Origin of the sequence: Citrobacter sp. RHBSTW-01013 (genome assembly GCF_013781985.1) — a bacterium.
GTDB lineage: Bacteria > Pseudomonadota > Gammaproteobacteria > Enterobacterales > Enterobacteriaceae > Citrobacter > Citrobacter braakii.
This window is the reverse complement of sequence record NZ_CP056185.1, coordinates 1,202,822-1,227,305: the sequence shown is the minus strand read 5'-3', so window position 1 is coordinate 1,227,305 and position 24,484 is coordinate 1,202,822. Positions and strand designations below refer to the sequence as shown.

Sequence of the window (24,484 nt, the reverse complement as noted above, 5' to 3'; positions counted from 1 at the left end):
TTGAGCCCATCTAAATATCAAACCATTAACACAACCAAAAGGAATATTCCTACACGCGTAGGATAAATCTCTCATTTATTATGATTCATTCTTAATGCCCGGGGTCATATAACCAGGGGGAGTTTTCATCACAACGGCAAAGGCGTATATGCAGAATAGCTATCTAAGAATCATTTTTATACCAGGTCAAATCTGGAGAAAAAGATAATAAACCTGCTGATTTGATAGTAAAACGCCCTGTGGCTCAGGAAACAGCAGAGCCACAGGAGTCAGCTATTAATCAGGCTTTACTGGGCAACGCCCCAATAGCATGGGAGCTTTTCACGGTCAGCGTAACGACGGCAGAACACAACAGCGCGGCAATCATAAAGATAGATGAGTCCGGTAGAGTACCGGACTCTGACAGAGTAACAATGAAATTACAGTGTCCAGGTATAGGGGTTCAGTGCACGGTGAGCCTCCATTGCGCATTCACGGGTGTCTGAGCTTCAGAGAATTGATATCGCTGAGGTGAACGGAACCCTGAGCCGGAGTCACATGTTCTCCATACATGCTTAACTGAACGGTAATGCGCGTAGCGCGGGCTTGTGGTGGTTAAGTACGGAGATACTTAATCAAACACACCATTGATAACCGCGGTGACAATTGCCGTGCTCAGTGCAATCAACACCAGATTGTCGCCAACAACCTGCCATTCATAACCCGGGTAATATGGCAGTTGATTCAGCATCGAGGGTGGGACACTTTTCTTAGCGATCCCCGGAGGAAGTGGTTTTCCTCGCGCCAGATTTTTGGCGATGCCCGGAGGCAGTGACTTATATCCCGTCAAACCATATCTGACGGCATACTGCCTGGCCACGTTATAGCTAATATCACTATCAACATGGTCCGGCTTGCCATAATTTTTACGCTGTTCCGATTGCGAGTTGTTTTTTGGGCCTGGGTTTCCTTTCTGGCTATGACTGCTATTACCCTTATTCCCACTATTACCATGGTTGCCGCTATTACCATTTCCGTTGCCATTACCGGGGTTAGCCGAAACGGGGATAGCGCACATCGACATCGCGGCAACGGCAACTAAAGCCGTTGCTAAAGTACGGAGCCTGGACATGATGATTCCTTAAGATATGGATACATACAAAATGTATGGTATTGCGTGAATATTGGCTATCGCTATGAATCCGATTTATTGGCAGAAAAACGCTGTCGCTTTGAAAAGTGAGCAGCTTTGATTGACCGTTTTTTAAATTAAAAACCGCCATTCCCGTTAACTCAGATCGGCAAGCGACAGGCACAGGATCTGAGTTTTTGGGAATAACTTCGCGAAAATGGAGAGAAAACGGCGTTTTTTTTCGGTTAAGCTATGTTCATGCTTTGGCGCTACCCATGGTCAGATTCACTATTCAGGAACCCACCCATAATGGCAAAAAGTACCCCGCAGCTGCCGCTCGACCCACATATGTGTCGCAGCTATGAAAAAAAGTCGCGAAGTCCGCTGGCGCTCTACTCAGAGTATCAGCGGATGGACGTCGAGCTGCGGGCTCCGCTGGCCATGACCTACAGCCACTGGCACGGTCAGGTTGAAGTGAATGTGCCGTTTGATGGCGATGTGGAGTACCTTTTCAATGACGAAGTGGTGAAAAGCAAACAGGGCTTTATCACGCTGTTCTGGGCCTGCACACCCCATCAACTGACGGATGCCGGGCACTGTAAACAGATGGCCATCTTCAACTTACCGATGCATCTGTTTTTGTCCTGGCCGCTGGACAGGGAACTGATTAACCACGTGACGCATGGGATGGTGATTACGTCGCTTGCCTCGCAGCAGCTGAGCGCTTTTGAAGTGCAGCGTTGGCAGAGTGAACTCAACAGCGACAATGAGCAAATTCGTCAATTAGCCATTGATGAGATTGCCCTGATGCTCAAGCGATTTAGCCTCGCTGGCTGGCGGCCAGTGCTGGGTAACAAAACATCGCGCACCCAGAAAAACAGTATTTCACGGCATTCACAGTTTTACGTCAGCCAGATGCTGGAGTTTATTGCCGCAAACTGCGACAAACAGCTTACGGTCGATGCTATTGCCGAACACGTTAAGCTCAACCCAAATTATGCGATGGGCATTTTTCATCGCGTGATGCAACTAACCATGAAACAGTATATTACCGCAATGCGCATCAACCATGTGCGGGCTTTGCTCAGCGATACGGATAAAACAATTCTGGATATCGCTACAATTGCAGGTTTCCGATCCAGCAGCCGTTTTTATAGCTCATTTCATAAATACGTCGGCATGCCGCCGCAGCAGTATCGCAAACTGAGCCAACAGCGCCGAAATCATTCACCTTATGCCGAGGGGTAATTTATTCGTCAAACTCACTCTTACCTTACTACCAAAATATAAGCGTCAGAATAGCAGGTCAAAATAGATAATCTGCAGCAGTTAATAAAATAGGGTTCAGACATGAACTCTGGCAACTATGTTACTCAGTTATGGGTGACCTGTAGCAGGTATTTATTTGACGTGTTCAACCATTATCGATTGGGATGGAATTATGGAATTAAATAGCTGCACCGCCAACAACAGAAAGCCATTGTCTTTCTTTTGGTCAGTTTTACCCATGATAGTCATGCTGGGTGGCATTAGCATCGGATATTTTATCTTCAATATTCGAGCTGAACCCATGATCCTCGTGGGAACCGCAACCGCCTCGTTTATCGCCATCGCTCACGGCTACACATGGGATGACATTCTACAATCTATTTGCAATAAAATATCTGAAGCGCTTCCTGTCATATTAATCGTCGCCAGTATCGGTTTCTTAATTGGCGCATGGATGGTGTCAGGCACTATTCCAATGATGATTTATTATGGTCTGAAGTGGATTAACCCGCAGTATTTCTATATTTCAGCATTTATGCTGGGAGCGCTGATCTCAGTCTGTACCGGCACCTCCTGGGGGTCCATCGGAACCGTCGGGATCGCCATGATTGGCGTAGCGATTGGTCTGAATGTTTCGCTGCCCATTGCTGCTGGCGCTATTGTCTCCGGCTGCTGGTTTGGTGATAAGCTTTCTCCGGTTTCTGACTCAACCAACATGGCGGCGCTGGCTGCCGGTGTAAACCTGTACTCGCATATCGGCCATCTGCTGTGGACCACCGGCCCGGGATTTATTATTTGCTGCGTCGTATACAGCTATATGGGCATGGGCATTGATGCCTCATCCAGCGCGCCAGCCAATATCACCAACTTGATGAACGCTATCGGCCAGATTTATCACTTTAACATTCTTCTACTGTTGCCACCGATCATCGTTTTGTATGGCTCACTGTCAAAAAGACCGCCAATCCCGATGCTCTTTTTATCCACAATAGTCTCGATGATTCTGGCATTAGCCTTTCAGCAATTTACCGCATCATCGGTTGGCGAATCCGTGGTTAGCGGTTTTAAGCTCGCGATGCTCACCGGAGATAACCTGCCAACACTGTCATCAGATGTTTCGCGCTTACTGGAACGAGGCGGCGCCATTTCAATGTTTAGCAGCTTCGTCACCGTCTTCAGCGCCTTCAGCTTTGCCGGCGCAATGAGTGCGACAGGCTCTTTGCACACCGTGATAAACGCGCTCACGAAAGGCGTTAAATCCACATTCCGCCTGGTGGCCACCACGATTGTGACGACGTTCACCATCTGTGCCTGTACGGCAAATGGAACCTTGCCACTGCTGCTGTGCGGCGATGCCTTTAAAGAAGAATATAAAAAACGAGGGCTTGCGACAAAGAACCTCTCGCGTACTACCGAAGATGCCGGAACCGTTGTCGAACCGATTATCCCCTGGTCTGCCTCAGGCGTTTATTGCGCCACGATGCTGGGCGTGGCGACGCTTGATTATTTGCCATGGGCAATCCTCTGCTACAGCGGCATCATCTTTGCCCTGCTGTGGGCTGCCACCGGTATTGGCATTGCTAAATATGAACCAAATGAAGCTACAGAGCATATGGTTGAGCAAAAATCATAGGCTAATAAATAGCTAAATATTGGCTACCACCAGGGTAAATTTAATATATCAATTAGATATACAGAAATATTCTTCACTGTTGCGTTGCTTAAACTATTTTTCAGAGACTGTCCAGGAGTCAGCAATGTCTTTGTTTGATGATATTGTCATAAGGGATGTTAATTGCCGTAAATACGGTCAATTACAACAGATGTACGGCACCACCGATGTATTACCGCTGTGGATTGCAGATATGGATTTTGTGACGCCAGAGCCAATCATGAGCACACTGCGTTCAGTGGTATCGCAGCCAGTACAAGGCTACAACCTGGATTATCCGCAATGGAAAGAGTCCGTTATTCATTGGTATGCGCAACAGTATGATGTCGACATAAAGCCACACTGGTTGCATTTTATTCCCGGCGTCATAAAAACTATCGTGCTCTCTCTGATGGTGTTTACCTGATCTTGACCCTCCATCTCCGAACAGCTTTTGTATCTTAAGTTAACGATGTCCGCTGCCGCCGGTATTCCCTCGGGGAGTGATATCCCAGCGCGCTGTGCGGGTGGTTTTCATTGTAATGCGTGAACGCTACTGCAAGGTTTCGCAGTGCTGTTCTCACATCCGGTTTTGGCATGAACGCGATATAGTCTTCTTTCATCGTTTTCACGAACCGTTCGGCCATGCCATTACTCTGCGGGCTGCTCACCGCTGTTGTGCAGGGCTCCAGATTCAGCTCTCTCGCGAACCTCCGCGTTTCATACGCGGTATACGCTGAACCGTTATCCGTCAGCCACTGCACCGCTGTGTCGGGCAACCTGTCGCCGAAGCGCTTTTCCACCGACCTCAGCATCACATCCTGCACGGTCGAACTGTCATAGCCTCCCGTGCTTGCTGCCCAGTCTATGGCCTCACGGTCGCAGCAGTCCAGCGCGAACGTTACCCGCAGTTTTTCGCCGTTGTCGCAGCCGAACTCGAAGCCATCTGAACACCAGCGCATATCGCTTTCTGCCACCGCTATCTTGCCCTTATGTTCACGCTTCGGTCGCTCTGGTTTGTGATGCAACAACAACAGGTTATGCTCGCTCATTATCCTGTAAAGCCGTTTGGCATTCACAGGTGGCTGTCCCTCTGTGCGACGTTGCTTGCGCAGGATGCCCCACACGCGTCGATAACCATAACTCGGCATATCGCTGATAATGTTGAGGATAGCCGACAGTATTTCTGCGTCTGCTTCTTCATTACGCCGGTTACAGCGCCTGTCCTGCCAGTCGGCAGAACGGTTAATCCGCAGTGACAGTTGCGCACGCGACACGCCCATGGTCCGGCTGACCATGGCTATTCCCCGTCCTTTGGCAACAAGGGCGCGTGCGCTATCCATTTTCGCGACTGACCGTACTCCACGGCTTCTTTCAGGATCTCAACTTCCATCGTTTTCTTGCCCAGAAGGCGCTGAAGCTCCCGGACCTGCTTCAGAGCAGCAGTAAGCTCAGAAGCAGGAACGACTTCCTCTCCAGCCGCAACGGCGGTGAGGCTGCCTTCCTGATATTGCTTCTTCCACTTAAACAGCAGGCTGGGCTGGATACCATGCAGGCGGGCGACATGGGAGACATTCATACCCGGCTCCATCGTCTGCTGGATAATGGCGATCTTCTCCTGAGGAGTTTTACGTTTACGGACTTCTTGCCCTAACAGGATCCCGGTCATCTCAAAATTGGCGTTAGTGTTAGACATATATTCAAGCCTATCTCTTATCTGGAGATACAGCTACTGTCCGGTGTTTCAGGGGGCTACATCACTCTGATGGTGTTTACCCGACCAGGTGATAATGTTTTAACCTGTACGCCAATATATGACCCCTACCCTAATCTGGTAAACACCAGCGGCAGGAATTTGATTCAAACGCGCCTCATTGAGAAAGATGGTCATTACGAATTTGACTAGCATGATTTCAGCGAAAAACTCAAGCAGTGCAAAATGTTTCTTTTCCCTTCGCCGCATAATCCGGGCGGTATGGTGTGGTCGCGGGAAACGCTGGAAAAAGTAAGTCACTATTGTCAGCAAGCTGGCGTCATTATTCTCTCAGATGAAGTGCATAGTGATTTAACCCTGCCAGGCAAGCGCCATCTGCCGTTTTTTACTTTAGACGAAGCGACAGGGAGCCAGTCAATCGTGCTGACCTCAATCAGTAAAACCTTCAACACGGCGGCGATCCAGGGCGGAATTGCCATTATTAAAAATGATGAATTACGCCATCAGTTCTATGGTTTCCTGGATAACTGCTACCTTGCCGAGACACATTCATTACAGCAGGCGGCCATTTACAGCGCCTTTACCCATTGTGGCGACTGGCACCAAAAATTATTAGCCTACCTGGCCGACAATGTGGCGTTTGTTAAAAGTGAAATTGAAAAGCACTGTCCCTTAATCTCCATTGTGTATGGCGGCGCATCGTATCTTCTGTTTCTGAACGCGGAAAAAATGAATCTTAGCGATGAACAGCTAAGCGCATTTTTTGTGCAGGAAGCAAAACTGGGTCTGTCACCAGGCGCGCAGTATGGCCCCGGCGGAGAGGGTCACATGAGACTCAACGTTGGGTGCCCGCGCTCGGTACTGGTAGAAGCGATGAACCGACTGAAAGCGGCGTACCAAAAACGACAGAACGCGTAGCGCGCATCACACTCTTTGCCCCGCCACGGTGGGGCAAAACTATACAAAGATGTTGCAGAACTGCTATAAAGTTTTTCCGTTCTGTCGGCTGGTGTTAAACTGGAAAGTGTGATCTTCATCATAACCAGCTTAAACAGAGAAAAGAGACACTGCTATGCAACATATCATTGAGGGCTTCCTCAACTTCCAAAAAGAGATTTTCCCTCAACGTAAGGAACTCTTTCGCAGCCTGGCATCCAGCCAGAATCCCAAAGCGCTTTTCATCTCCTGTTCCGATAGCCGCCTGGTGCCAGAACTCGTTACTCAGCAAGAGCCCGGACAGCTTTTCGTTATCCGCAACGCCGGTAATATCGTTCCGTCTTTTGGACCGGAACCCGGTGGCGTATCTGCTACGATTGAATACGCGGTTGTCGCACTTGGCGTGACGGATATCGTCATCTGCGGACACTCCAACTGCGGCGCGATGAAAGCCATTGCCGATAGCCAGCCTCTGGATCCGATGCCCGCTGTGGCTCACTGGTTGCACTATGCCGATGCCGCGAAAGCCGTGGTTGAGAAGAAAACCTGGGATAACCCAATTGATAAAGTTAACGCTATGGTGGAAGAAAACGTTATCGCACAGCTCAATAATATTAAAACGCATCCTTGCGTCGCGGTTGGGCTGCGAAATAATGCGCTTCGTCTGCACGGCTGGGTATATGACATCGAAAGCGGTGAAATCCGTACCCTGGATAAAAACAGCAAAACCTACGTCTCCCTTGCTGATAACCCGCAGGTGCATTTCGAGTAAATCGTCCACTGGAGCAAGGATGCTCTGGAGAGCTTTTACCTACTTTTGTGCTATAGACAAAAAACATGCTTGCGACTAGTTTTAAAATAGCCACTGGTGTTCTCACATCAGTTTTCGCACATTCATACAACGTTGCGACAGGTCTCATGAACTGAGCCGCAAATAGCTGTTCATACATGATGCAGGCGATAAAAAGGAGCGGGTACGAATGCAAGCAAAAATAAAAAGAATAATAAATATGTTATTCTATCATGAGTCGTGGGATATCATGATTATTAAGGATCATGGTACACACTTATTCCCAAATAATACACTGGATATATTAAGTAAATCCGCTGCACAGCAGTTAAAAAAGAAATATACGTTTCAGGCCGATCCTTTTCTTATTGAAAAAGATGACAAACTGTTTGTTTTTTATGAAGCTTTTAGCTTTCGCAACTCGAAAGGCACGCTCCGATGCCGTATTCTTGATCGTGAACTGGTTGAAATTGATGACGTGAAACTTGAAGGTTTTGACGACCTGATGTGTCATTTGTCATTTCCTTTCCTGATCAATATTAACGATCAGCTCTTCATGATTCCTGAATCATCAGAAAGAAAAGAAGTGATACTGTTTCAGTCAGTAGAGTTTCCTACGCGCTGGAAGAAAATTAAAGTTCTAATCTCTGACACCGAAGTGACAGATAACATTTTTCTTTCAATGAATGAGACCTGCTATCTTATGTCGACCACCATGGATAATAAAATAATTATTCATTCGGCCGAGCATCTCCACGGACAGTGGCAGAGAATTACTCCTGCATTGAAGGTGAGCAATCATCATCATCGGGGAGCGGGTGCGCCTTATCTTGTCGATAACAAAATGTATTTCTTAACCCAGGAATGCACACCTGAAACGTATGGAAAATCTATCTACATCAAAGAATTAGTTACACTGAATGACGCTACTTTTGATGAGAATCTGATCGAACAAATCAATTCGTCGATCAACCACAGTGACGGCGTTCACACGCTAAATTTCTCAAGTAATTATATTGCCTATGATACAAAAATAAATAAGTTCAGTCTGTTGGCAATCTTTAAAAAAATATCATATAAGTGTATGATAAAATATAGAAACGTATACCTTTCCCGGCAAAATAACTGATCCACTGGATCCTTGGGTGCATTGGTGGAAAATCGCTCGGGTTTTTAGCATTTTTCTGGAGTCTGTATGGCTATTCTTGTCACTGGTGGTGCAGGTTATATTGGTTCACATACTGTTTTAACGCTACTGGAAAGAGGCGATGATGTCGTTGTCATCGATAATCTGGCAAACGCCAGCCGAATCTCGCTGGACAGGGTCGCGGAACTCACAGGAAGGGAACCCATTGTCTATATCGCTGATGTTCTCGACAGGCAGGCATTAAAAAACATTTTCGCCAACCATAACATCACTGATGTCATTCATTTTGCGGGCCTCAAATCGGTTTCCGAGTCGATAAAAGAACCCCTTGCTTACTACGAAAACAACGTCACTGGAACGCTGGTTTTACTGGATGAGATGCTGGCCGCAGGCGTTAATCGATTCATTTTTAGCTCATCAGCTACGGTATACGGTAATCCAGAAAGCGTGCCGCTGAGCGAGCAATCGCGTACGGGGGGTACCACCAATCCGTACGGTACCTCTAAATTAATGGTCGAACAGATTCTGGCCGATTTCTCCCGCGCGCAGCCCGATTTCCGCATTACCTGCCTGCGCTATTTCAACCCAGTCGGCGCCCATCCATCGGGTCGAATTGGTGAGGATCCCAACGGTATCCCCAATAACCTGGTGCCGTACATCTCCCAGGTTGCGATTGGTAAGCTGAAAACCGTGTCGGTGTACGGCAATGACTATCCAACCCCCGACGGCACCGGCGTTCGTGATTATATCCACGTCATGGATTTGGCGACCGGCCATTTAGCCGCGCTGGATAGCCAGAATAAAGGCGCTGCCTATAAGGTGATTAATCTCGGTACCGGGGTCGGTTATTCTGTGATTAATCTGATTGAGGCGTTTGAAAAAGCGGCGCAGAAAAAAATAAGCTATCAGTTTGTCGACAGAAGGCCCGGCGACATTGCCGAATGTTGGTCTGACCCGTCACTGGCATACAAAGAGTTAGGCTGGAAGGCCATCTACAACCTTGATGAAATGATGCGTGACACCTGGAACTGGCAAAAAAACAACCCGAATGGTTATAACATCTGATGTACTCGGCAACGAGCCTGAGCCTCAGGCTCGTTGCAGTGACGGGCTAGTGTGCCGTTATCGTTGATACGCGATACCAGCCGCTGCTCTGCTTTCCTTCGTTGGCAAAGTTAATTCTTGCCGCCCCGGATTTATCCAGCATCGAAACCTCAATGGCGTATTGCCCTTTCGCCAGTCGGCCCGGCATGGGCAATGCGTAGCTAACCTGATAAACGCCCGGGAGCCAACGTCGTATATCATCCGCCGCATTCCCCTGCGCCACCACCTTATTGGCGCTATCCACCACACGAAATGCCAGCGTGTAGGGCAGATAAATCGGTGCGATACCTTCGTTATACCAGGTACTGTTCAACCTCAGCGTTTGTCCGCCGTCCCACACGGACTCATGGCTCAAAGACGCTAAGCGAAACCGATAGCCCAGTTTGGTCAGCGCATCATCAACAATCGGTCGATAATCGCTGGGTATCGCTCTCGATTTCAGGTTGATCGTGCTGGCATGCTGCTTGACCGCCCAGTCAAAAATGCCCTGCACTTCGGCACGCGTATAGTGGAAGGTGTTCTTCCAGTCCTGCATATATGAACAGATTTCCAGACTGACCGGCGCACGTTTCCAGGTATCATTAAACCCCGAATAACTCTGCTGTGCTGCCAGTAATCGCTGCGGGTAATCATCGGCCATATGGCTCCAGGAGTCCGAAAATACGCGCAGGTCACCCCAGCAATCCGCCCGCCATCCAGCCCCTCGCGCCACCGCATTCGCCAGGCTATGCCCACCGCTCATCAACATTATTTTCGGCGTCGAAGGGAAGGCAGAAAAGTGCATTGCGACGTAGCGGTCTAACTGCGCGGTGGTGTACTGCTCCAACAGTGGTTTCAGATCAGGGAAATTGCTGTTATGCCATTCACCCCAGGCCCCCACCATGCCGATATCCACAAAAGCGAGATTCTCATTACCGTCGTAGCGTTTTCCGAATGCGTTCAGCAGACGCTGGCTGTACTCAATAAACAGCGGGTCGCTTAAATCCGGAATAAATGTTTTATTATCGGGCGTCCAGCTGCCTTTCACGCCTTTTTTAATCAGCCAATCGGGAATTTTGGTGCCATCCCCCGGATCGGCAAGCACCATAAACCGCAGCCCGACATTCATCGCGGGACGATGCGCTGCCGCGTATTTGAAGGCATCATCCACCAGCGCAAAATTATACTGACCTTCAACAGGCTCCAGCTCTCGCCAGTAAAATCGCTCGTATTCAAATCCGGTATTGGGATAATCCGCCAGACCCAGCGTTTCACCGTACCCCTGATGAAAACTTGCCACGCCAATCCCCGGATTGGTTAGCGGGCCCGTTAATGCTTTGGGGGTTACGGTCGTTAATGCAGACATAACCGCCAACGGAAAGGACATCAACAACAGCGCAGAAACCCATTTACACTTCATCGCAGTGACGCCCTCCACAGGTTTGTTTACGCTAGCGGTTTTTCAGACTTAACCACCAGTCCCATATACCCACATGAAAATTTTGGAACACATCAATACCTAATGCTGATTTGATCATATACAGCGTCAGCAATACGCAGCAGGTAACGAACAACACGGCTATCAGCAGCAAAAAAGTGAGCAAGATTCTCGACAGGGTCGATTCCTGACGATGCTGCCGACGCAAATCTCTGCCAAACAAAAAAACCAGATAATAGCGTTTACTGAAAAAGGGAAAGCTTCGGCGAATATCGATCTGATGCCGCGAAGTCAGAGTCGAGGCCAGGATCGCTTTTTCCACCCCTTCTTTTTGTTCAGGAGTCAACCCTTGCGCAATCGGCTCGTCAAGGTGAGCATAAAATCGTTCGATGACGGGAGGACGATTTTGAGGACTGGTCAAAATTAACCTATATCTTTATCAATTGAGTGATAGACGTTAATCGTCTTTTTGGCGATTTCATGCCAGTTATAGTTTTGCAAATATACACGATAGTCCACGCTTGATGTAGCCCCCTGAAACACCGGACAGTAGCTGTATCTCCAGATAAGAGATAGGCTTGAATATATGTCTAACACTAACGCCAATTTTGAGATGACCGGGATCCTGTTAGGGCAAGAAGTCCGTAAACGTAAAACTCCTCAGGAGAAGATCGCCATTATCCAGCAGACGATGGAGCCGGGTATGAATGTCTCCCATGTCGCCCGCCTGCATGGTATCCAGCCCAGCCTGCTGTTTAAGTGGAAGAAGCAATATCAGGAAGGCAGCCTCACCGCCGTTGCGGCTGGAGAGGAAGTCGTTCCTGCTTCTGAGCTTACTGCTGCTCTGAAGCAGGTCCGGGAGCTTCAGCGCCTTCTGGGCAAGAAAACGATGGAAGTTGAGATCCTGAAAGAAGCCGTGGAGTACGGTCAGTCGCGAAAATGGATAGCGCACGCGCCCTTGTTGCCAAAGGACGGGGAATAGCCATGGTCAGCCGGACCATGGGCGTGTCGCGTGCGCAACTGTCACTGCGGATTAACCGTTCTGCCGACTGGCAGGACAGGCGCTGTAACCGGCGTAATGAAGAAGCAGACGCAGAAATACTGTCGGCTATCCTCAACATTATCAGCGATATGCCGAGTTATGGTTATCGACGCGTGTGGGGCATCCTGCGCAAGCAACGTCGCACAGAGGGACAGCCACCTGTGAATGCCAAACGGCTTTACAGGATAATGAGCGAGCATAACCTGTTGTTGTTGCATCACAAACCAGAGCGACCGAAGCGTGAACATAAGGGCAAGATAGCGGTGGCAGAAAGCGATATGCGCTGGTGTTCAGATGGCTTCGAGTTCGGCTGCGACAACGGCGAAAAACTGCGGGTAACGTTCGCGCTGGACTGCTGCGACCGTGAGGCCATAGACTGGGCAGCAAGCACGGGAGGCTATGACAGTTCGACCGTGCAGGATGTGATGCTGAGGTCGGTGGAAAAGCGCTTCGGCGACAGGTTGCCCGACACAGCGGTGCAGTGGCTGACGGATAACGGTTCAGCGTATACCGCGTATGAAACGCGGAGGTTCGCGAGAGAGCTGAATCTGGAGCCCTGCACAACAGCGGTGAGCAGCCCGCAGAGTAATGGCATGGCCGAACGGTTCGTGAAAACGATGAAAGAAGACTATATCGCGTTCATGCCAAAACCGGATGTGAGAACAGCACTGCGAAACCTTGCAGTAGCGTTCACGCATTACAATGAAAACCACCCGCACAGCGCGCTGGGATATCACTCCCCGAGGGAATACCGGCGGCAGCGGACATCGTTAACTTAAGATACAAAAGCTGTTCGGAGATGGAGGGTCAAGATCACACGATAGTCCACGCTATTGGTTGCCGCCCACTCGGTTAGTTTTTCGGCCAGGCTGGTCACATCCCCCACCTTAAAATAGGCCTCGGACGGCAGTTGAACTTCGAGGTTAGCCGGAATATCACTGACGACGGCAGGAAGAGAAAATGACATCGCTTCCAGCAGCGCAATGGGCAATCCTTCATGGTATGAAGGCATCACAAACAGCTGGGCCTGCGAAAACACCGCCTGAAGCTCATCACCACGCAAGAACCCCGTCATCACAACGCCAGGGGTGTCCGCGGCAAGCTTTTTGAGGCGAATGCTGTATTCGGTCGGATGATCCGCATCGCCAATTAACACTAACGGCATAGTTAAACCGCTGCGCTGATAAGCGGCAATGGCATCATGCATCCCTTTTTCTTCCACAAATCGCCCTACCACCACGAGGTAGTTTTTCGGCTGCAGCCCAAAGCGGGAGAGCGTATTGTCGATGGTCAGCGCAGATAACGACCGCGGCTCATTGACGCCATTGTGAATTAAATGCGCATCATAGCGAGCGTGTTTTTTCTGGATCAATTGATTAATAACCTCAGAAATCACAATCACTTCGTTGGCATATCTCACAGCCCAACGCTCACCCAGCAGCAATATTTTTTTAGCAACAAATCCCCATTTTTGACGATCGTAATCAGGTCCATGGTGGGTGAACACCACCTTCTTCCCTAACATGCGTAATAATGGGATCACAAGCCCAGGTCCGATAGCATGGACATGCACAATATCTGAATGGTCGATACTTGTCCTAAATGCCGCTAAAACGGAATGGACAATCGCTTCCAGCGAGCGCTTTTTGGGTGCCCACAGCGCGTAGGTTTCAACTTTCTTATATAACGATCGTTTGTAATTTACATACGGCGAGCGTGCAATCACGCAAATATCAACGTCCAACTGCTGCTTAATGGCAGGATATAGATTCTGACAGTGTGTCTCCACCCCGCCCAATACATCAGGAATACCACGCGTACCAAAAACCGTTATTTTTTTACTCATACTATGGCCTGCTCAGCAGTTCTTTATAGAGCGCCAGTAGAGTATCCATATGTTTACTCAGCGCATATTTTTCACTCAATCGCGGGTGATGCTGCCAACTTACTGATTTAGTGTATGATGGTGTTTTTGAGGTGCTCCAGTGGCTTCTGTTTCTATCAGCTGTCCCTCCTGTTCAGCTACTGACGGGGTGGTGCGTAACGGCAAAAGCACCGCCGGACATCAGCGCTATCTCTGCTCTCACTGCCGTAAAACATGGCAACTGCAGTTCACTTACACCGCTTCTCAACCCGGTACGCACCAGAAAATCATTGATATGGCCATGAATGGCGTTGGATGCCGGGCAACTGCCCGCATTATGGGCGTTGGCCTCAACACGATTTTACGTCACTTAAAAAACTCAGGCCGCAGTCGGTAACCTCGCGCATACAGCCGGGCAGTGACGTCATCGTCTGCGCGGAAATGGACGAACAGTGGGGCTATGTCGGGGCTAAATCGCGCCAGCGCTGGCTGTTTTACGCGTATGACAGGCTCCGGAAGACGGTTGTTGCGCACGTATTCGGTGAACGCACTATGGCGACGCTGGGGCGTCTTATGAGCCTGCTGTCACCCTTTGACGTGGTGATATGGATGACGGATGGCTGGCCGCTGTATGAATCCCGCCTGAAGGGAAAGCTGCACGTAATCAGCAAGCGATATACGCAGCGAATTGAGCGGCATAACCTGAATCTGAGGCAGCACCTGGCACGGCTGGGACGGAAGTCGCTGTCGTTCTCAAAATCGGTGGAGCTGCATGACAAAGTCATCGGGCATTATCTGAACATAAAACACTATCAATAAGTTGGAGTCATTACCTCTTCCCTGAACCTGGAAAGTGCACCTGATGAATAAAATATTCTTTTACCTGTTGCTGTGTGTGGTTAGCACCGCTCACAGCGCAATTAATTTGGGTCAAACACGCGTTATTTATAATGAGAACGATAAAGCGGCGATGTTTGACGTCAATAATAATACAGACAAGCCATATATGGTACAGACGTGGCTGGATAATGGTAATCCGGATGAGACACCAGCCAATCTGCCAATGTTAATTACGCCCCCGATCCTGAAACTTGATGGCCATAAATCAGCCGTGTTGCGAGCTATTTATCAGGGCAACGGCTTTCCTGAGGATGTTGAATCTGTAGTGTGGATTAATGTGCAGGAAATCCCCACCATCGAGAATGAAGAAAATACCTTACAGCTGGCGCAGCGTATTCGCATCAAACTATTTTATCGCCCTGTTGGGCTGAATATGACGCTACCTGAAGCCGTTGAGAAATTACAGTGGCAGTGCCACGGTCATACTCTGCGGGCGGTCAATGCGACGCCGTTACATATCTCCCTGACGCAATTACATATTAACGGCCAAAACATCGATGCCGACATGGTTAATCCGCATGGCGAACGCACGTTTGCGTTGTCACAGCAAAAAGTCAGCCATATCGGTTTTAGCTGGGTAGATGATTACGGCGGCACTAACGCGGTTAATAACGTCCCGGTATCTTGCAATTAAGTTGGGGGTTGCACATGATGAAAAAAAATAAGCAGCCGCAACGGTACACCCTCTTTACGCTGTCAACGCTGGCCGTGTGCATACCTGCATACGCCAGCAGCACACCGCAGTTTAATACCCGTTTTGTACATGGTACGCAAAATATTACCTCCGTAGTGCAAATAGCCCGTAATGACGGACTTAGCGAAGGTACGTTTGAATACGATATATATCTTGACCATAGCTTCGTCGAAACGCGCAATGTTGACTTTAAAAGACGTCAACCACAAGGCAAGCCGCAACCTTGCCTGAGCGCGGACGATCTGCGCAAATACGGGATTAAAATCCCCGAAGGTAACGCCGATACCTGCGTGGAGCTCACGGCTCTGATCGCAAACAGTCGCCTGACGGCAGATGCAAACTACCAGCGCATTGATATTTCAGTACCAGAAGCGTTTCTGCTTTCGACTGCGCATGACGCCGTGCCTGAATCGGCCTATGACGATGGGATTAATGCCGCTTTTGTCGGCTACAACGCCAATACGACGCACCTGATTGAACAGGGTCAGGATCATGACTCTGTTTTTGCCAGTTTTGCCAACGGTATAAACCTGGCGGGATGGCATTTTCGCAACCAGTCTACTTTCAGCTATGCCAGCGGTTCAGGCCGTCAATGGCAGGCGGTTTCCACGTGGGTGGAACGTAATATTATTGCGCTGCGTAGCCGCTTGCGCTTCGGGCAAACATATACGGACGACGATGTATTTGACAGCATCCAGTTTACCGGGGCACAGCTCACCAGCGATGAAAACATGTTGCCTGATAGCCAACGCGATTTTGCGCCAGTCGTTCGCGGCGTCGCCAATAGCAATGCCACAATCGAAATCCGTCAAAATGGCTATCTGATTTACAGTAAAAACGTCGCGCCGGGCGCGTTTGACATCGACGATATTAACCCCAGCAACCAAAGCGGCGACCTGAACGTCAGCGTTATTGAAGCCGATGGCAGTCGGCGTAATTTCACTGTGCCTTATTCGGCGGTCCCGAACATGCTGCGTGCAGGTAACAGCCGCTTTCAGTTTACGGCAGGGGAATACCGCGATGGTTACAGCGGCGGCTGGCGGCCCCGCTTTGTTCAAGGCACATTGAGTTATGGTCTCAGCTTTGGCTCCACGTTGTACGGTGGTTTCCTGACCGCAGAAAGCTATAATGCGATTGCCACCGGGATCGCGCAGGATCTGCACCAGTTCGGCGCGATCTCTTTCGATATCACTACCGCCAGAGCGCAGCTTGCCAGTGGAGATACGTCCACAGGACAAAGTTACCGTTTCTTATACTCCAAATCGCTGAACCAGTACGGTACGGATTTCCGTCTGGTAGGCTACCGCTACAATACCTCCGGTTATTACAGCTTTAGCGACACCATTAACGAGCATAACAGCTGGTCCTCGGGCTATTACGACATCGCCTATGACGACCCGAATCAACAGCTGCGTTTTCCTGGCGAGGAGCACAACAAAAAGCATTACTACACCACTAACTACAATAATCGCCGCCAACGTTTTGAGGTCTCTGTTAACCAGCGTTTGTGGGATAACGCCTCTCTTTACGTCAGCGCCAGCCAGCAAAACTACTGGCACAACGGGAGTCACGACCGCACGATACAGCTGGGTTACAACGATACACTGGGGAAAATCAACTGGAGCGTTTATGTACAGGATACCCGTAACCAGTACGACTACCAGGACCGCAGTATCAACCTGACGCTTTCCATTCCATTCGATTTCATGGATAGCCGCGGCTTTGTCTCCACCAACATCATGCATAGCCAGCAGAATGGCGACAGCTACTCCACCAGCTACAGCAATACAGCATTTGACGATCGTCTGAGCTGGGGCGTTCAGGGCAGTACCACCGATCGACAGGATTCCTCTGCCGGGGTTAACGCCGCCTGGCAAGGTGACAAGATGAATGTTCAGGGGGGCTACAGCGCAGGACGCAACTACCAGAATATGAATATGGGCATCAGCGGCGGGGCAATGCTGCACGCAGGCGGCGTGACGCTCATGCACTCTCCTGGCGATACCATGGTGTTGGTCGAGGCCAAAAATGCCGACGGTGTCCATATCCAGCAACAAAATGGCGTGGCAATTGACGGTAACGGCTATGCGGTCCTTACCGCCGCAGACGCATGGCATTACAACGTGGTGAGTCTGAATACCGCTGATATTGGTGCCGGGCTGGATATTCCGCAGGCACAGAAAAAAATTGTTCCAACAGAGAAAGCCATCGGCAAAGTGGTGTTTGAAACCTTCAGCGGCCGCAACTATCTGGTCAATGCCGTCATGCCCGGCAATATTGCCCCCCCGGTCGGCGCGAACGTACGAGATACCAAAGGTCGTAGCCACGGTCTGGTCGGTATGCATGGCGCACTGTATGCCAGCGGCGTGGAGGACAATTCTCGCCTGGAAGTGCGCTGGGGCTCCCATGCAAATGAACACTGCTTTATTCAAATGCCGGATAACCATAACCAGCCGGTGAAGAAAATCGGATATACACAAATTACCGCCCAGTGCGTCGGCTCGTAAGGTGCAATCAATGAATCCGTTAAAAATAGTTAAACTTGTGGTGCTGCTTTGTTTGCCGATATTCAGTAGTGCAAGCTATGCAGTTACCTGTAAAGCAAACAACCTCTCCGTACAGGTTGATCCCATTAAAATCAGCCACAGTACCACCGCCGGGGACACCGTTTGGGTGTCCAATCCACAAACCGTTAGCGTCACCTGCAGCGACACAGACTATATGCCCCACGGCGAAGCCGCCAAAATCTACATCGACCCTGATCATGAGTTTGCGCATTTTCTGCAGGGAACCAATATGAAACTGGTGGTGAGCATTGATGGTCGCCCCTACGATCAAAGTGCCCAGGCCGTCGCCACCCAATATCAGGCAACGTTGCCCCGAACACGTTCAGACAACTACTGCAGCAGTAATAGCCACAGCCATGCCAGTGACTGCCAGGCGCGCCCACAAACATTTTCTTTCACCTTTAACCTCAGTCTGGTCGCTACCGGAAAACTCCCGGATCCTTTGCCTGCGCTGGCCGGTCGCACCATCAACAAAGTTTTCGTCGTCGACGGTATTGGCAGCATTAACGCCTGCGGTTCGCATTGCTCCACCAGCAATCCGGCCAAAAACTTTGGCCCCGCGCTTAATGGCCTGAATAACATCAGTTATATCAACTGCGAACCGATCGTCTCTATCAGCTCTGACAAAGGAACGGATACCGTCGAGTTTGGCAGGATCAGCATTACCGAAGCAAAAGTGGGAAAAGATAACAGCCACAGTAAACAGTTTGCCGTTATTGCCGCAGAAGCCGCCGGGAAGCATGAATGTCGCGGCATCAACTACGCGGTAACGTTTACCGGCACCACGAGCAACAACGGCGCAGTTTTTACCGGTCAGGGTACGCCAGATATCGGCGTTACGCTCCAGGATGCTGCACAGCCCGGCTCCGGGGACATTATCAGCGGCAACCGTATCGATTTTGCCAGTAACGCGTTTACCAACCAGAGCGACAGCCGACGCAAAGAGTTCATGGCAACCCTGTTCTGGCTGAAGAATCCTCCCCAACCCGGCACATTTAGTATCCCTGTCAATGCGACGGTGACCTTTAAATAACAGACGCAGGACGATGCTGATCGTCCTGCGCGTCTCGCACCAGGCATAAAAACCGCAGTCGTACGCTTAACCCGCCTAATGCTTCACTCCGTGATAGCTGAGGGTGCGTGCGGTGCAGACGAGCAATGTCGTTGACCAGCGCCAGGCCTATCCCGGCGCCAGGGACATTACCGACGTTATCAAGGCGATGAAACGGTAGCAGCGCCTGGTGCACCATCTGCTCATCGATACCCGGCCCGCTATCTTCAACCACCAGCACCACCGCCTCTCCTTTTCGCAGCAGACGGGCGGTTACCACACCATGCGGCGGCGTGTATTTTAGTGCGTTATCCAGCAGATTCCCGCACAGTTCGCCAAGCAGGACTTCATCGCCCTCAATCCACACCGCATCCTGTTCCCCTTCATAGCCCAGATCGATCCCTTTACTGCGCGCCTGCGCCAGTCGCGTGAAACAACTGCTTTGCACCACCTCATACAAATTAACCGGCGAGAAGTGCCTTTCTCCTTGCTCTTTGCGCTTCACAGCCGACAACTGTAACAGCCTTTCCGTCAGTTGAATGGTGTTGTCCAGCGTGGAGCTCATGGCTTGCAGACTCTCATACCATTGCTGCGGCTGCTGGCTGGCGAGGGCCACCGCCGCCTGAGTTTTTAGCACCGCCAGCGGCGTTTTAAGCTGATGAGAAGCATCCGCGCTGAAGCGCTCCTGGCGAGAGATCAGGCCGCGAAGTCGGTCCAGATAACGGTTGAATGCCACAATCAACAGACGGGTTTCCGACCACGGCAGCAGCTCCGGCAGCGGCGTCAGCAGCCCAGGCTCGCGACGCACCATCAGCGATGACAGTTGGCGCATCGGGCGTAACACCCGACGCAGCAGCCAGCCGACCAGCACCAGCGTGAGCAGCACCAGCAGCCCTTGCGAAACCCACGAGGAAAACAGCAGCTGTCGCGCCAGGTAACGTCGCGATTGCAGCGTTTCGGCGACATAAATCTCGGCCATGCCGATAATACCGCCCTCGTTGACGGGCTGCAGCAGACGCGCCACGCGAATTGCCTCCCCGCGATATTCAGTGTGATAAAACCACGCCAGCGCCGGATAAAGCCGCGTACGCGATGTCGCAGGCGGCATCGCAGGTAAATCGTCATAACCTGAGATAACCTTCCCCGCCGGGTCGACCACCTTGTAATACAACCTGTCGTTCATATTCAGCTCAAAGCTGTCCAGCACCACCCACGGCACATTCACTTCCAGCTGTTTGTTGTGCACCACCAGTCGCTCGGAGACGGTTCTGGCAGACGAGAGCAGCGTCCGGTCATACGCCTGCGTCGCCGCCTGTAGCGCGCTGACATAGCTGTTAAATGCCGACAACCCCCACAACAACATGAGCGGCAAACCCAGAAACATCAGCAGTTGCAGGTACAACGATTGGGGTTTAACCCACTTCATCGCTACGCTCCAGCACATAGCCCAGCCCGCGTAGCGTGGCGATGCGCACATCGCTTCCCTGTAGCTTTTTACGCAGACGATGGATGTACAATTCAATGCTTTCGGGGCTGACCTCATCGTTTAGACTGAAGACCTGTTCAAACAACTGCTGACGCGAAACCGGTCGCAATCGACGGTACATCAGCACCGTCAGCAATGCCTGTTCGCGCGGCGTGAGCGCCAGCGGCTGCCCCTGCAACAGAAAATAGCCCTCATCGTGAAACGCCAGTTCTCCCAGTTGCTGTATGCCCTGCACCTGCCCCGCGCTGCGGCGTAGCAAAGCCCTCAGCCGGGCATCCAGCTCCTCGATTTCAAACGGTTTTGCCAGATAATCATCGGCCCCGACGTTCAATCCTTTCACCCGATCGGCCACCGCGCTGCGCGCCGTCAGCAGCAGCACAGGAAGCGTCTGCCCGCGTTTGCGCAGGCGCTGAACGACGTCAAGACCATCCAGTCCCGGCATATTGATGTCCAGCACCGCCAGCGCGTACGTTTCGCTATGTAAAAGATGGTCGGCCGCCAGGCCATCAAAAACGCAGTCGACGGCAAAACCGTTTTGCACCAGCGCTTTCTCCAGCCAGTGAGCTAACTCACGGTTATCTTCCGCTAATAAGAGACGCATATCACATCCTGTAAAGTTTCTGCCGCATTGAAAGGGAATTGAAAGGTTAATGTTTTAACAATCATGCAACCGAACTGCTACACATCGGCTCACATAATCACAAAAATCTTCTTCCGTACCCGAAAATCCGGTTTTCCGGCGTGAGGATAAACAATGAAAAAACAGTTACTTCGTACCCTTACTGCAAGCATTTTACTGATGAGTACCTCTGTTCTGGCGGAACAAGCGCCATCGCGCACAGAATGTATCGCCCCTGCTAAACCTGGCGGTGGTTTCGATCTCACCTGTAAGTTGATTCAAGTGAGCATGATGGAAACCGGTGCTATCGAAAAACCGATGCGCGTTACCTACATGCCCGGCGGCGTTGGCGCCGTGGCCTATAACGCGATCGTCGCGCAACGTCCGGCTGAAGCGGGTACCGTAGTGGCATTCTCCGGCGGCTCGCTGCTGAACCTGTCACAAGGGAAGTTTGGTCGCTACGGCGTTGATGATGTCCGCTGGCTGGCAAGCGTCGGCACTGACTACGGCATGATTGCCGTACGCCAGGACTCACCATGGAAAACGCTGAAAGATCTGCTGACGGCTATGGAGAAAGATCCTAACAGCGTGGTCATTGGCGCAGGCGCCTCTATCGGTAGTCAGGACTGGATGAAGTCGGCGCTGCTGGCGCAAAAAGCCAACGTCGATCCACACAAGATGCGCTATGTGGCCTTTGAGGGCGGCGGCGAACCGGTCACCGCGCTGATGGGGAATCACGTACAGGTGGTTTCCGGCGATCTCAGCGAGATGGTGCCTTATCTTAGCGGCGACAAAATCCGCGTGCTCGCCGTGTTCTCTGATCAACGTCTGCCAGGCCAGTTAGCTAACGTACCAACCGCCAAAGAGCAGGGTTACGACCTCGTGTGGCCCATCATTCGTGGCTTCTACGTTGGACCAAAAGTCAGCGACGCCGAGTATCAGTGGTGGGTTGATGCCTTTAACAAACTCCAGCAGACCGATGAGTTTAAAAAGCAGCGCGATCTGCGCGGCCTGTTTGAATTCAACATGAGCGGTAAGCAGCTCGACGAATACGTGAAAAAGCAGGTCACGGATTACCGTGAGCAGGCGAAAGCCTTCGGTCTGGCGAAATAAGCGCAGAGGCAAAGATGATGAGCGATCGTATTTTTGCAGGTATCTGGCTGTTGCTCTGCATAGCCGGGCTGTTCGTGGCCTGGCAAATCACCAGCGAATACAGCTATGAGCCGGTTGGGCCGCGTCCCTTTCCGCTTGGCATTATCAGCCTGATGCTGGTATGCGCCGTGGCGCTGCTGTTGCGCCATCCCGACACCATCAGTTGGCCCCGCCGTCACGTGCTGCAAAAGCTGCTGACGATGGTGATTGTTCTGTTGATGTACGCCTGGGGTTTCGAATGGCTCGGTTTTCCCATCTCCACCGCCATTCTCACCGTGGTGATTGGCATGCTGTTCGGCGCAACGATTCCGGCTGCGGGTATTTCCGGCGCGGTACTCGGCATTCTGCTGTGGTATGCCTTTGACCGACTGCTTGACGTCACCTTACCACTCGGCGCCTGGCTGGGTTAACGGAGAAACGATGGATACCTGGATTTATCTTTCTCAGGGTTTCGCGGTGGCCATGACGCCGGAAAACCTGGTCATCGCCCTGATTGGCTGTTTTGTCGGTACCATTGTCGGGCTGTTGCCTGGTCTTGGACCCATTAACGGCGTGGCGATCCTGCTGCCTCTGGCCTTCGCTTTGCATCTGCCTGCAGAATCTGCGCTGATCCTGCTGGCTACGGTCTACATAGGTTGCGAATACGGCGGACGTATCTCCTCCATCTTGCTGAATGTTCCCGGCGATGCGGCGGCGATTATGACCGCGCTGGATGGCTACCCGATGGCGCAGCAAGGCCGCGGCGGCGTTGCGCTCTCTATCTCGGCGGTCAGCTCTTTCATTGGTTCGCTTATCGCTATCGGCGGCATCATTCTGTTTGCCCCGGCGTTAGCCCAATGGTCGCTGGCCTTCGGTCCGGCGGAATACTTTGCCTTAATGGTTTTCGCCATTGCCTGCCTTGGCAGCATGATGGCGCAAAACCCGCTGAAATCATTTCTGGCAGCGCTTATCGGTCTCGGCCTTGCGACCGTCGGCGTAGACGCCAATACCGGGGTTTATCGCTTTACCTTTGACAGCGTTCATCTCTCCGACGGTGTGCAGTTTATCGTGGTAGTGATTGGGCTGTTCTCAGTCTCTGAAATACTGTTAATGCTGGAACATACCAGCAGTGGCCAGACGCTGGTGCGTAAAACGGGCCGCATGTTATTTAACGCCAAAGAAGGTGCGCAGTGCGTTGGCGCAACCCTGCGTTCATCGGTGATTGGCTTTTTCGTCGGCGTCCTGCCTGGCGCGGGCGCAACCATTGCCAGCGCTATCACCTACATGACCGAGAAAAAGCTCAGCGGCAATAGCGACAGCTTCGGCAAAGGGGATATACGCGGCGTGGCGGCCCCCGAAGCCGCCAACAACGCCTCGGCCTGTGGCTCCTTTATCCCGATGCTGACGCTCGGCGTACCGGGCTCCGGCACCACAGCGGTGATGATGGGCGCGCTGACGCTGTACAATATCACCCCGGGTCCGGCCATGTTCACCGAACAGCCGGATATCGTCTGGGGGCTGATTGCGGCGCTGCTGATTGCTAACGTGATGCTGCTGGTGATGAACATCCCGTTGATCGGCCTGTTTACCCGTATGCTGACCATCCCCTTGTGGTTTTTGGTACCGGCTATCGCGGCAGTCTCCGCGGTGGGCGTGTATGCCGTCCACAGCACCACTTTCGATCTGGTGCTGATGGTTGCCCTCGGCGTGCTGGGCTACATATTGCGCAAAATGCACTTCCCGATGTCGCCGTTGATTTTAGGCTTCGTTCTCGGGGAAATGCTGGAGCAGAACCTGCGTCGGGCGCTGTCTATCAGTAACGGTAATATGGATATTCTGTGGGCCAGCGGCGTGGCGAAAGTGCTGCTGGTGATGGCGGTACTGGTTATCGTCGTCCCACCAGTGCTACGCCTGATTCGTAAACGTAACAGCAAACCGCAGGTGGATATCAGTTAATAATATGCCGGATAGCGGCGCTGACGCGCCTTATC

21 protein-coding genes and 2 pseudogenes are annotated in these 24,484 nt (G+C 51.2%); 15 read left to right on the top strand and 8 right to left on the bottom strand.

Features of this window, described 5'->3' with window-relative positions; genetic code table 11:
* Positions 1 to 610: 610 nt before the first annotated feature.
* Positions 611 to 1,111, bottom strand: coding sequence for an anti-virulence regulator CigR family protein (locus HV350_RS05940; RefSeq protein WP_181629998.1), 501 nt, complete (start codon positions 1,109 to 1,111; stop codon positions 611 to 613).
* Positions 1,112 to 1,420: 309 nt separating this feature from the next.
* On the opposite strand from HV350_RS05940, the gene melR reads away from it, so the two are divergent.
* The 3 genes from melR to HV350_RS05925 all read left to right on the top strand — a co-directional run bounded on the left by melR (position 1,421) and on the right by HV350_RS05925 (position 4,458).
* Complete coding sequence (gene melR, locus HV350_RS05935; protein WP_016154104.1) at positions 1,421 to 2,359, top strand: transcriptional regulator MelR; 939 nt, start codon at positions 1,421 to 1,423, stop codon at positions 2,357 to 2,359.
* Between the two features lie 193 nt (positions 2,360 to 2,552).
* Positions 2,553 to 4,013 carry a Na+/H+ antiporter NhaC gene (gene nhaC / locus HV350_RS05930; protein ID WP_046275107.1) on the top strand — a complete coding sequence of 487 codons (1,461 nt, stop codon included), beginning with the start codon at positions 2,553 to 2,555 and terminating at the stop codon, positions 4,011 to 4,013.
* Between the two features lie 124 nt (positions 4,014 to 4,137).
* Positions 4,138 to 4,458, top strand: a complete 321-nt coding sequence (locus HV350_RS05925; RefSeq protein ID WP_249418030.1) for a hypothetical protein — start codon at positions 4,138 to 4,140, stop codon at positions 4,456 to 4,458.
* 34 nt (positions 4,459 to 4,492) lie between these two features.
* Here the strand turns inward: HV350_RS05925 and HV350_RS05920 are convergent.
* A protein-coding gene (locus tag HV350_RS05920) for an IS3 family transposase (RefSeq protein WP_089617520.1) occupies positions 4,493 to 5,700 on the bottom strand; the annotation gives its coding sequence in 2 pieces (ribosomal slippage) (positions 4,493 to 5,379 and positions 5,379 to 5,700; 1,209 coding nt in all).
* Positions 5,701 to 5,796: 96 nt separating this feature from the next.
* Between HV350_RS05920 and HV350_RS05915 the strand changes: the two are divergent.
* From HV350_RS05915 to galE, 4 genes and pseudogenes are all read left to right on the top strand, one after another.
* Positions 5,797 to 6,663, top strand: a pseudogene (locus HV350_RS05915) (aminotransferase class I/II-fold pyridoxal phosphate-dependent enzyme).
* A gap of 154 nt (positions 6,664 to 6,817) precedes the next feature.
* Complete coding sequence (locus HV350_RS05910) at positions 6,818 to 7,453, top strand: carbonic anhydrase (RefSeq protein WP_016154107.1); 636 nt, start codon at positions 6,818 to 6,820, stop codon at positions 7,451 to 7,453.
* Between the two features lie 208 nt (positions 7,454 to 7,661).
* Positions 7,662 to 8,600, top strand: a complete 939-nt coding sequence (locus tag HV350_RS05905; protein ID WP_049270986.1) for a hypothetical protein — start codon at positions 7,662 to 7,664, stop codon at positions 8,598 to 8,600.
* A gap of 66 nt (positions 8,601 to 8,666) precedes the next feature.
* Complete coding sequence (gene galE, locus HV350_RS05900) at positions 8,667 to 9,683, top strand: UDP-glucose 4-epimerase GalE (protein WP_016154109.1); 1,017 nt, start codon at positions 8,667 to 8,669, stop codon at positions 9,681 to 9,683.
* 46 nt (positions 9,684 to 9,729) lie between these two features.
* Here the strand turns inward: galE and HV350_RS05895 are convergent, their stop codons facing one another.
* The 3 genes and pseudogenes from HV350_RS05895 to HV350_RS26820 all read right to left on the bottom strand — a co-directional run.
* On the bottom strand, positions 9,730 to 11,121 hold the full coding sequence (locus HV350_RS05895; RefSeq protein ID WP_181629996.1) for a DUF4832 domain-containing protein: 1,392 nt from the start codon (positions 11,119 to 11,121) through the stop codon (positions 9,730 to 9,732).
* Between the two features lie 31 nt (positions 11,122 to 11,152).
* Positions 11,153 to 11,560, bottom strand: coding sequence for a hypothetical protein (locus HV350_RS05890; RefSeq protein WP_016154111.1), 408 nt, complete (start codon positions 11,558 to 11,560; stop codon positions 11,153 to 11,155).
* A gap of 2 nt (positions 11,561 to 11,562) precedes the next feature.
* Positions 11,563 to 11,682: pseudogene (locus tag HV350_RS26820) on the bottom strand (phosphonate ABC transporter substrate-binding protein); the annotation flags it as partial.
* Positions 11,683 to 11,752: 70 nt separating this feature from the next.
* Between HV350_RS26820 and HV350_RS05885 the strand changes: the two are divergent.
* Positions 11,753 to 12,960, top strand: a protein-coding gene (locus tag HV350_RS05885) for an IS3 family transposase (protein WP_089617520.1) whose coding sequence is annotated in 2 segments (ribosomal slippage) — positions 11,753 to 12,074 and positions 12,074 to 12,960 — 1,209 coding nt in all. Because the reading frame shifts where the segments join, the coding sequence is not laid out codon by codon here.
* On the opposite strand, the gene HV350_RS05880 is transcribed toward HV350_RS05885, so the two are convergent.
* Positions 12,957 to 14,027, bottom strand: a complete 1,071-nt coding sequence (locus HV350_RS05880) for a glycosyltransferase family 4 protein (RefSeq protein ID WP_181629994.1) — start codon at positions 14,025 to 14,027, stop codon at positions 12,957 to 12,959. The genes HV350_RS05885 and HV350_RS05880 overlap by 4 nt on opposite strands.
* Before the next feature lie 139 nt (positions 14,028 to 14,166).
* Here HV350_RS05880 and HV350_RS05875 point away from each other — a divergent pair.
* From HV350_RS05875 to HV350_RS05860, 4 genes are all read left to right on the top strand, one after another.
* A protein-coding gene (locus HV350_RS05875) for an IS1-like element IS1A family transposase (protein WP_103215986.1) occupies positions 14,167 to 14,864 on the top strand; the annotation gives its coding sequence in 2 pieces (ribosomal slippage) (positions 14,167 to 14,416 and positions 14,416 to 14,864; 699 coding nt in all).
* A gap of 43 nt (positions 14,865 to 14,907) precedes the next feature.
* Positions 14,908 to 15,579: a molecular chaperone gene (locus HV350_RS05870; RefSeq protein ID WP_016157277.1), complete on the top strand. Its 672-nt coding sequence runs from the start codon at positions 14,908 to 14,910 to the stop codon at positions 15,577 to 15,579.
* A gap of 14 nt (positions 15,580 to 15,593) precedes the next feature.
* Positions 15,594 to 18,146, top strand: a complete 2,553-nt coding sequence (locus HV350_RS05865) for a fimbria/pilus outer membrane usher protein (RefSeq protein WP_181629992.1) — start codon at positions 15,594 to 15,596, stop codon at positions 18,144 to 18,146.
* A gap of 10 nt (positions 18,147 to 18,156) precedes the next feature.
* Entirely contained in the window at positions 18,157 to 19,239 is a 1,083-nt protein-coding gene (locus HV350_RS05860; protein ID WP_181629991.1) for a fimbrial protein, read from the top strand.
* Here HV350_RS05860 and HV350_RS05855 read toward each other — a convergent pair.
* Together HV350_RS05855 and tctD are read right to left on the bottom strand one after the other, a co-directional pair.
* Entirely contained in the window at positions 19,232 to 20,683 is a 1,452-nt protein-coding gene (locus HV350_RS05855) for a sensor histidine kinase (protein WP_181547071.1), read from the bottom strand. The genes HV350_RS05860 and HV350_RS05855 overlap by 8 nt on opposite strands.
* Positions 20,670 to 21,344: a transcriptional regulator TctD gene (gene tctD, locus HV350_RS05850; RefSeq protein WP_016157281.1), complete on the bottom strand. Its 675-nt coding sequence runs from the start codon at positions 21,342 to 21,344 to the stop codon at positions 20,670 to 20,672. Before tctD ends, HV350_RS05855 begins: the two co-directional genes overlap by 14 nt.
* 153 nt (positions 21,345 to 21,497) lie before the next feature.
* Here tctD and HV350_RS05845 point away from each other — a divergent pair, with 153 nt between their 5' ends.
* From HV350_RS05845 to HV350_RS05835, 3 genes are read left to right on the top strand one after another with little or no spacing between them, the layout of a single operon-like run.
* Positions 21,498 to 22,475, top strand: a complete 978-nt coding sequence (locus tag HV350_RS05845; protein WP_016154127.1) for a tripartite tricarboxylate transporter substrate binding protein — start codon at positions 21,498 to 21,500, stop codon at positions 22,473 to 22,475.
* A gap of 14 nt (positions 22,476 to 22,489) precedes the next feature.
* Positions 22,490 to 22,924 carry a tripartite tricarboxylate transporter TctB family protein gene (locus HV350_RS05840; protein ID WP_016154128.1) on the top strand — a complete coding sequence of 145 codons (435 nt, stop codon included), beginning with the start codon at positions 22,490 to 22,492 and terminating at the stop codon, positions 22,922 to 22,924.
* 10 nt (positions 22,925 to 22,934) lie between these two features.
* Entirely contained in the window at positions 22,935 to 24,449 is a 1,515-nt protein-coding gene (locus HV350_RS05835; protein ID WP_016154129.1) for a tripartite tricarboxylate transporter permease, read from the top strand.
* Positions 24,450 to 24,484 lie beyond the last annotated feature (35 nt).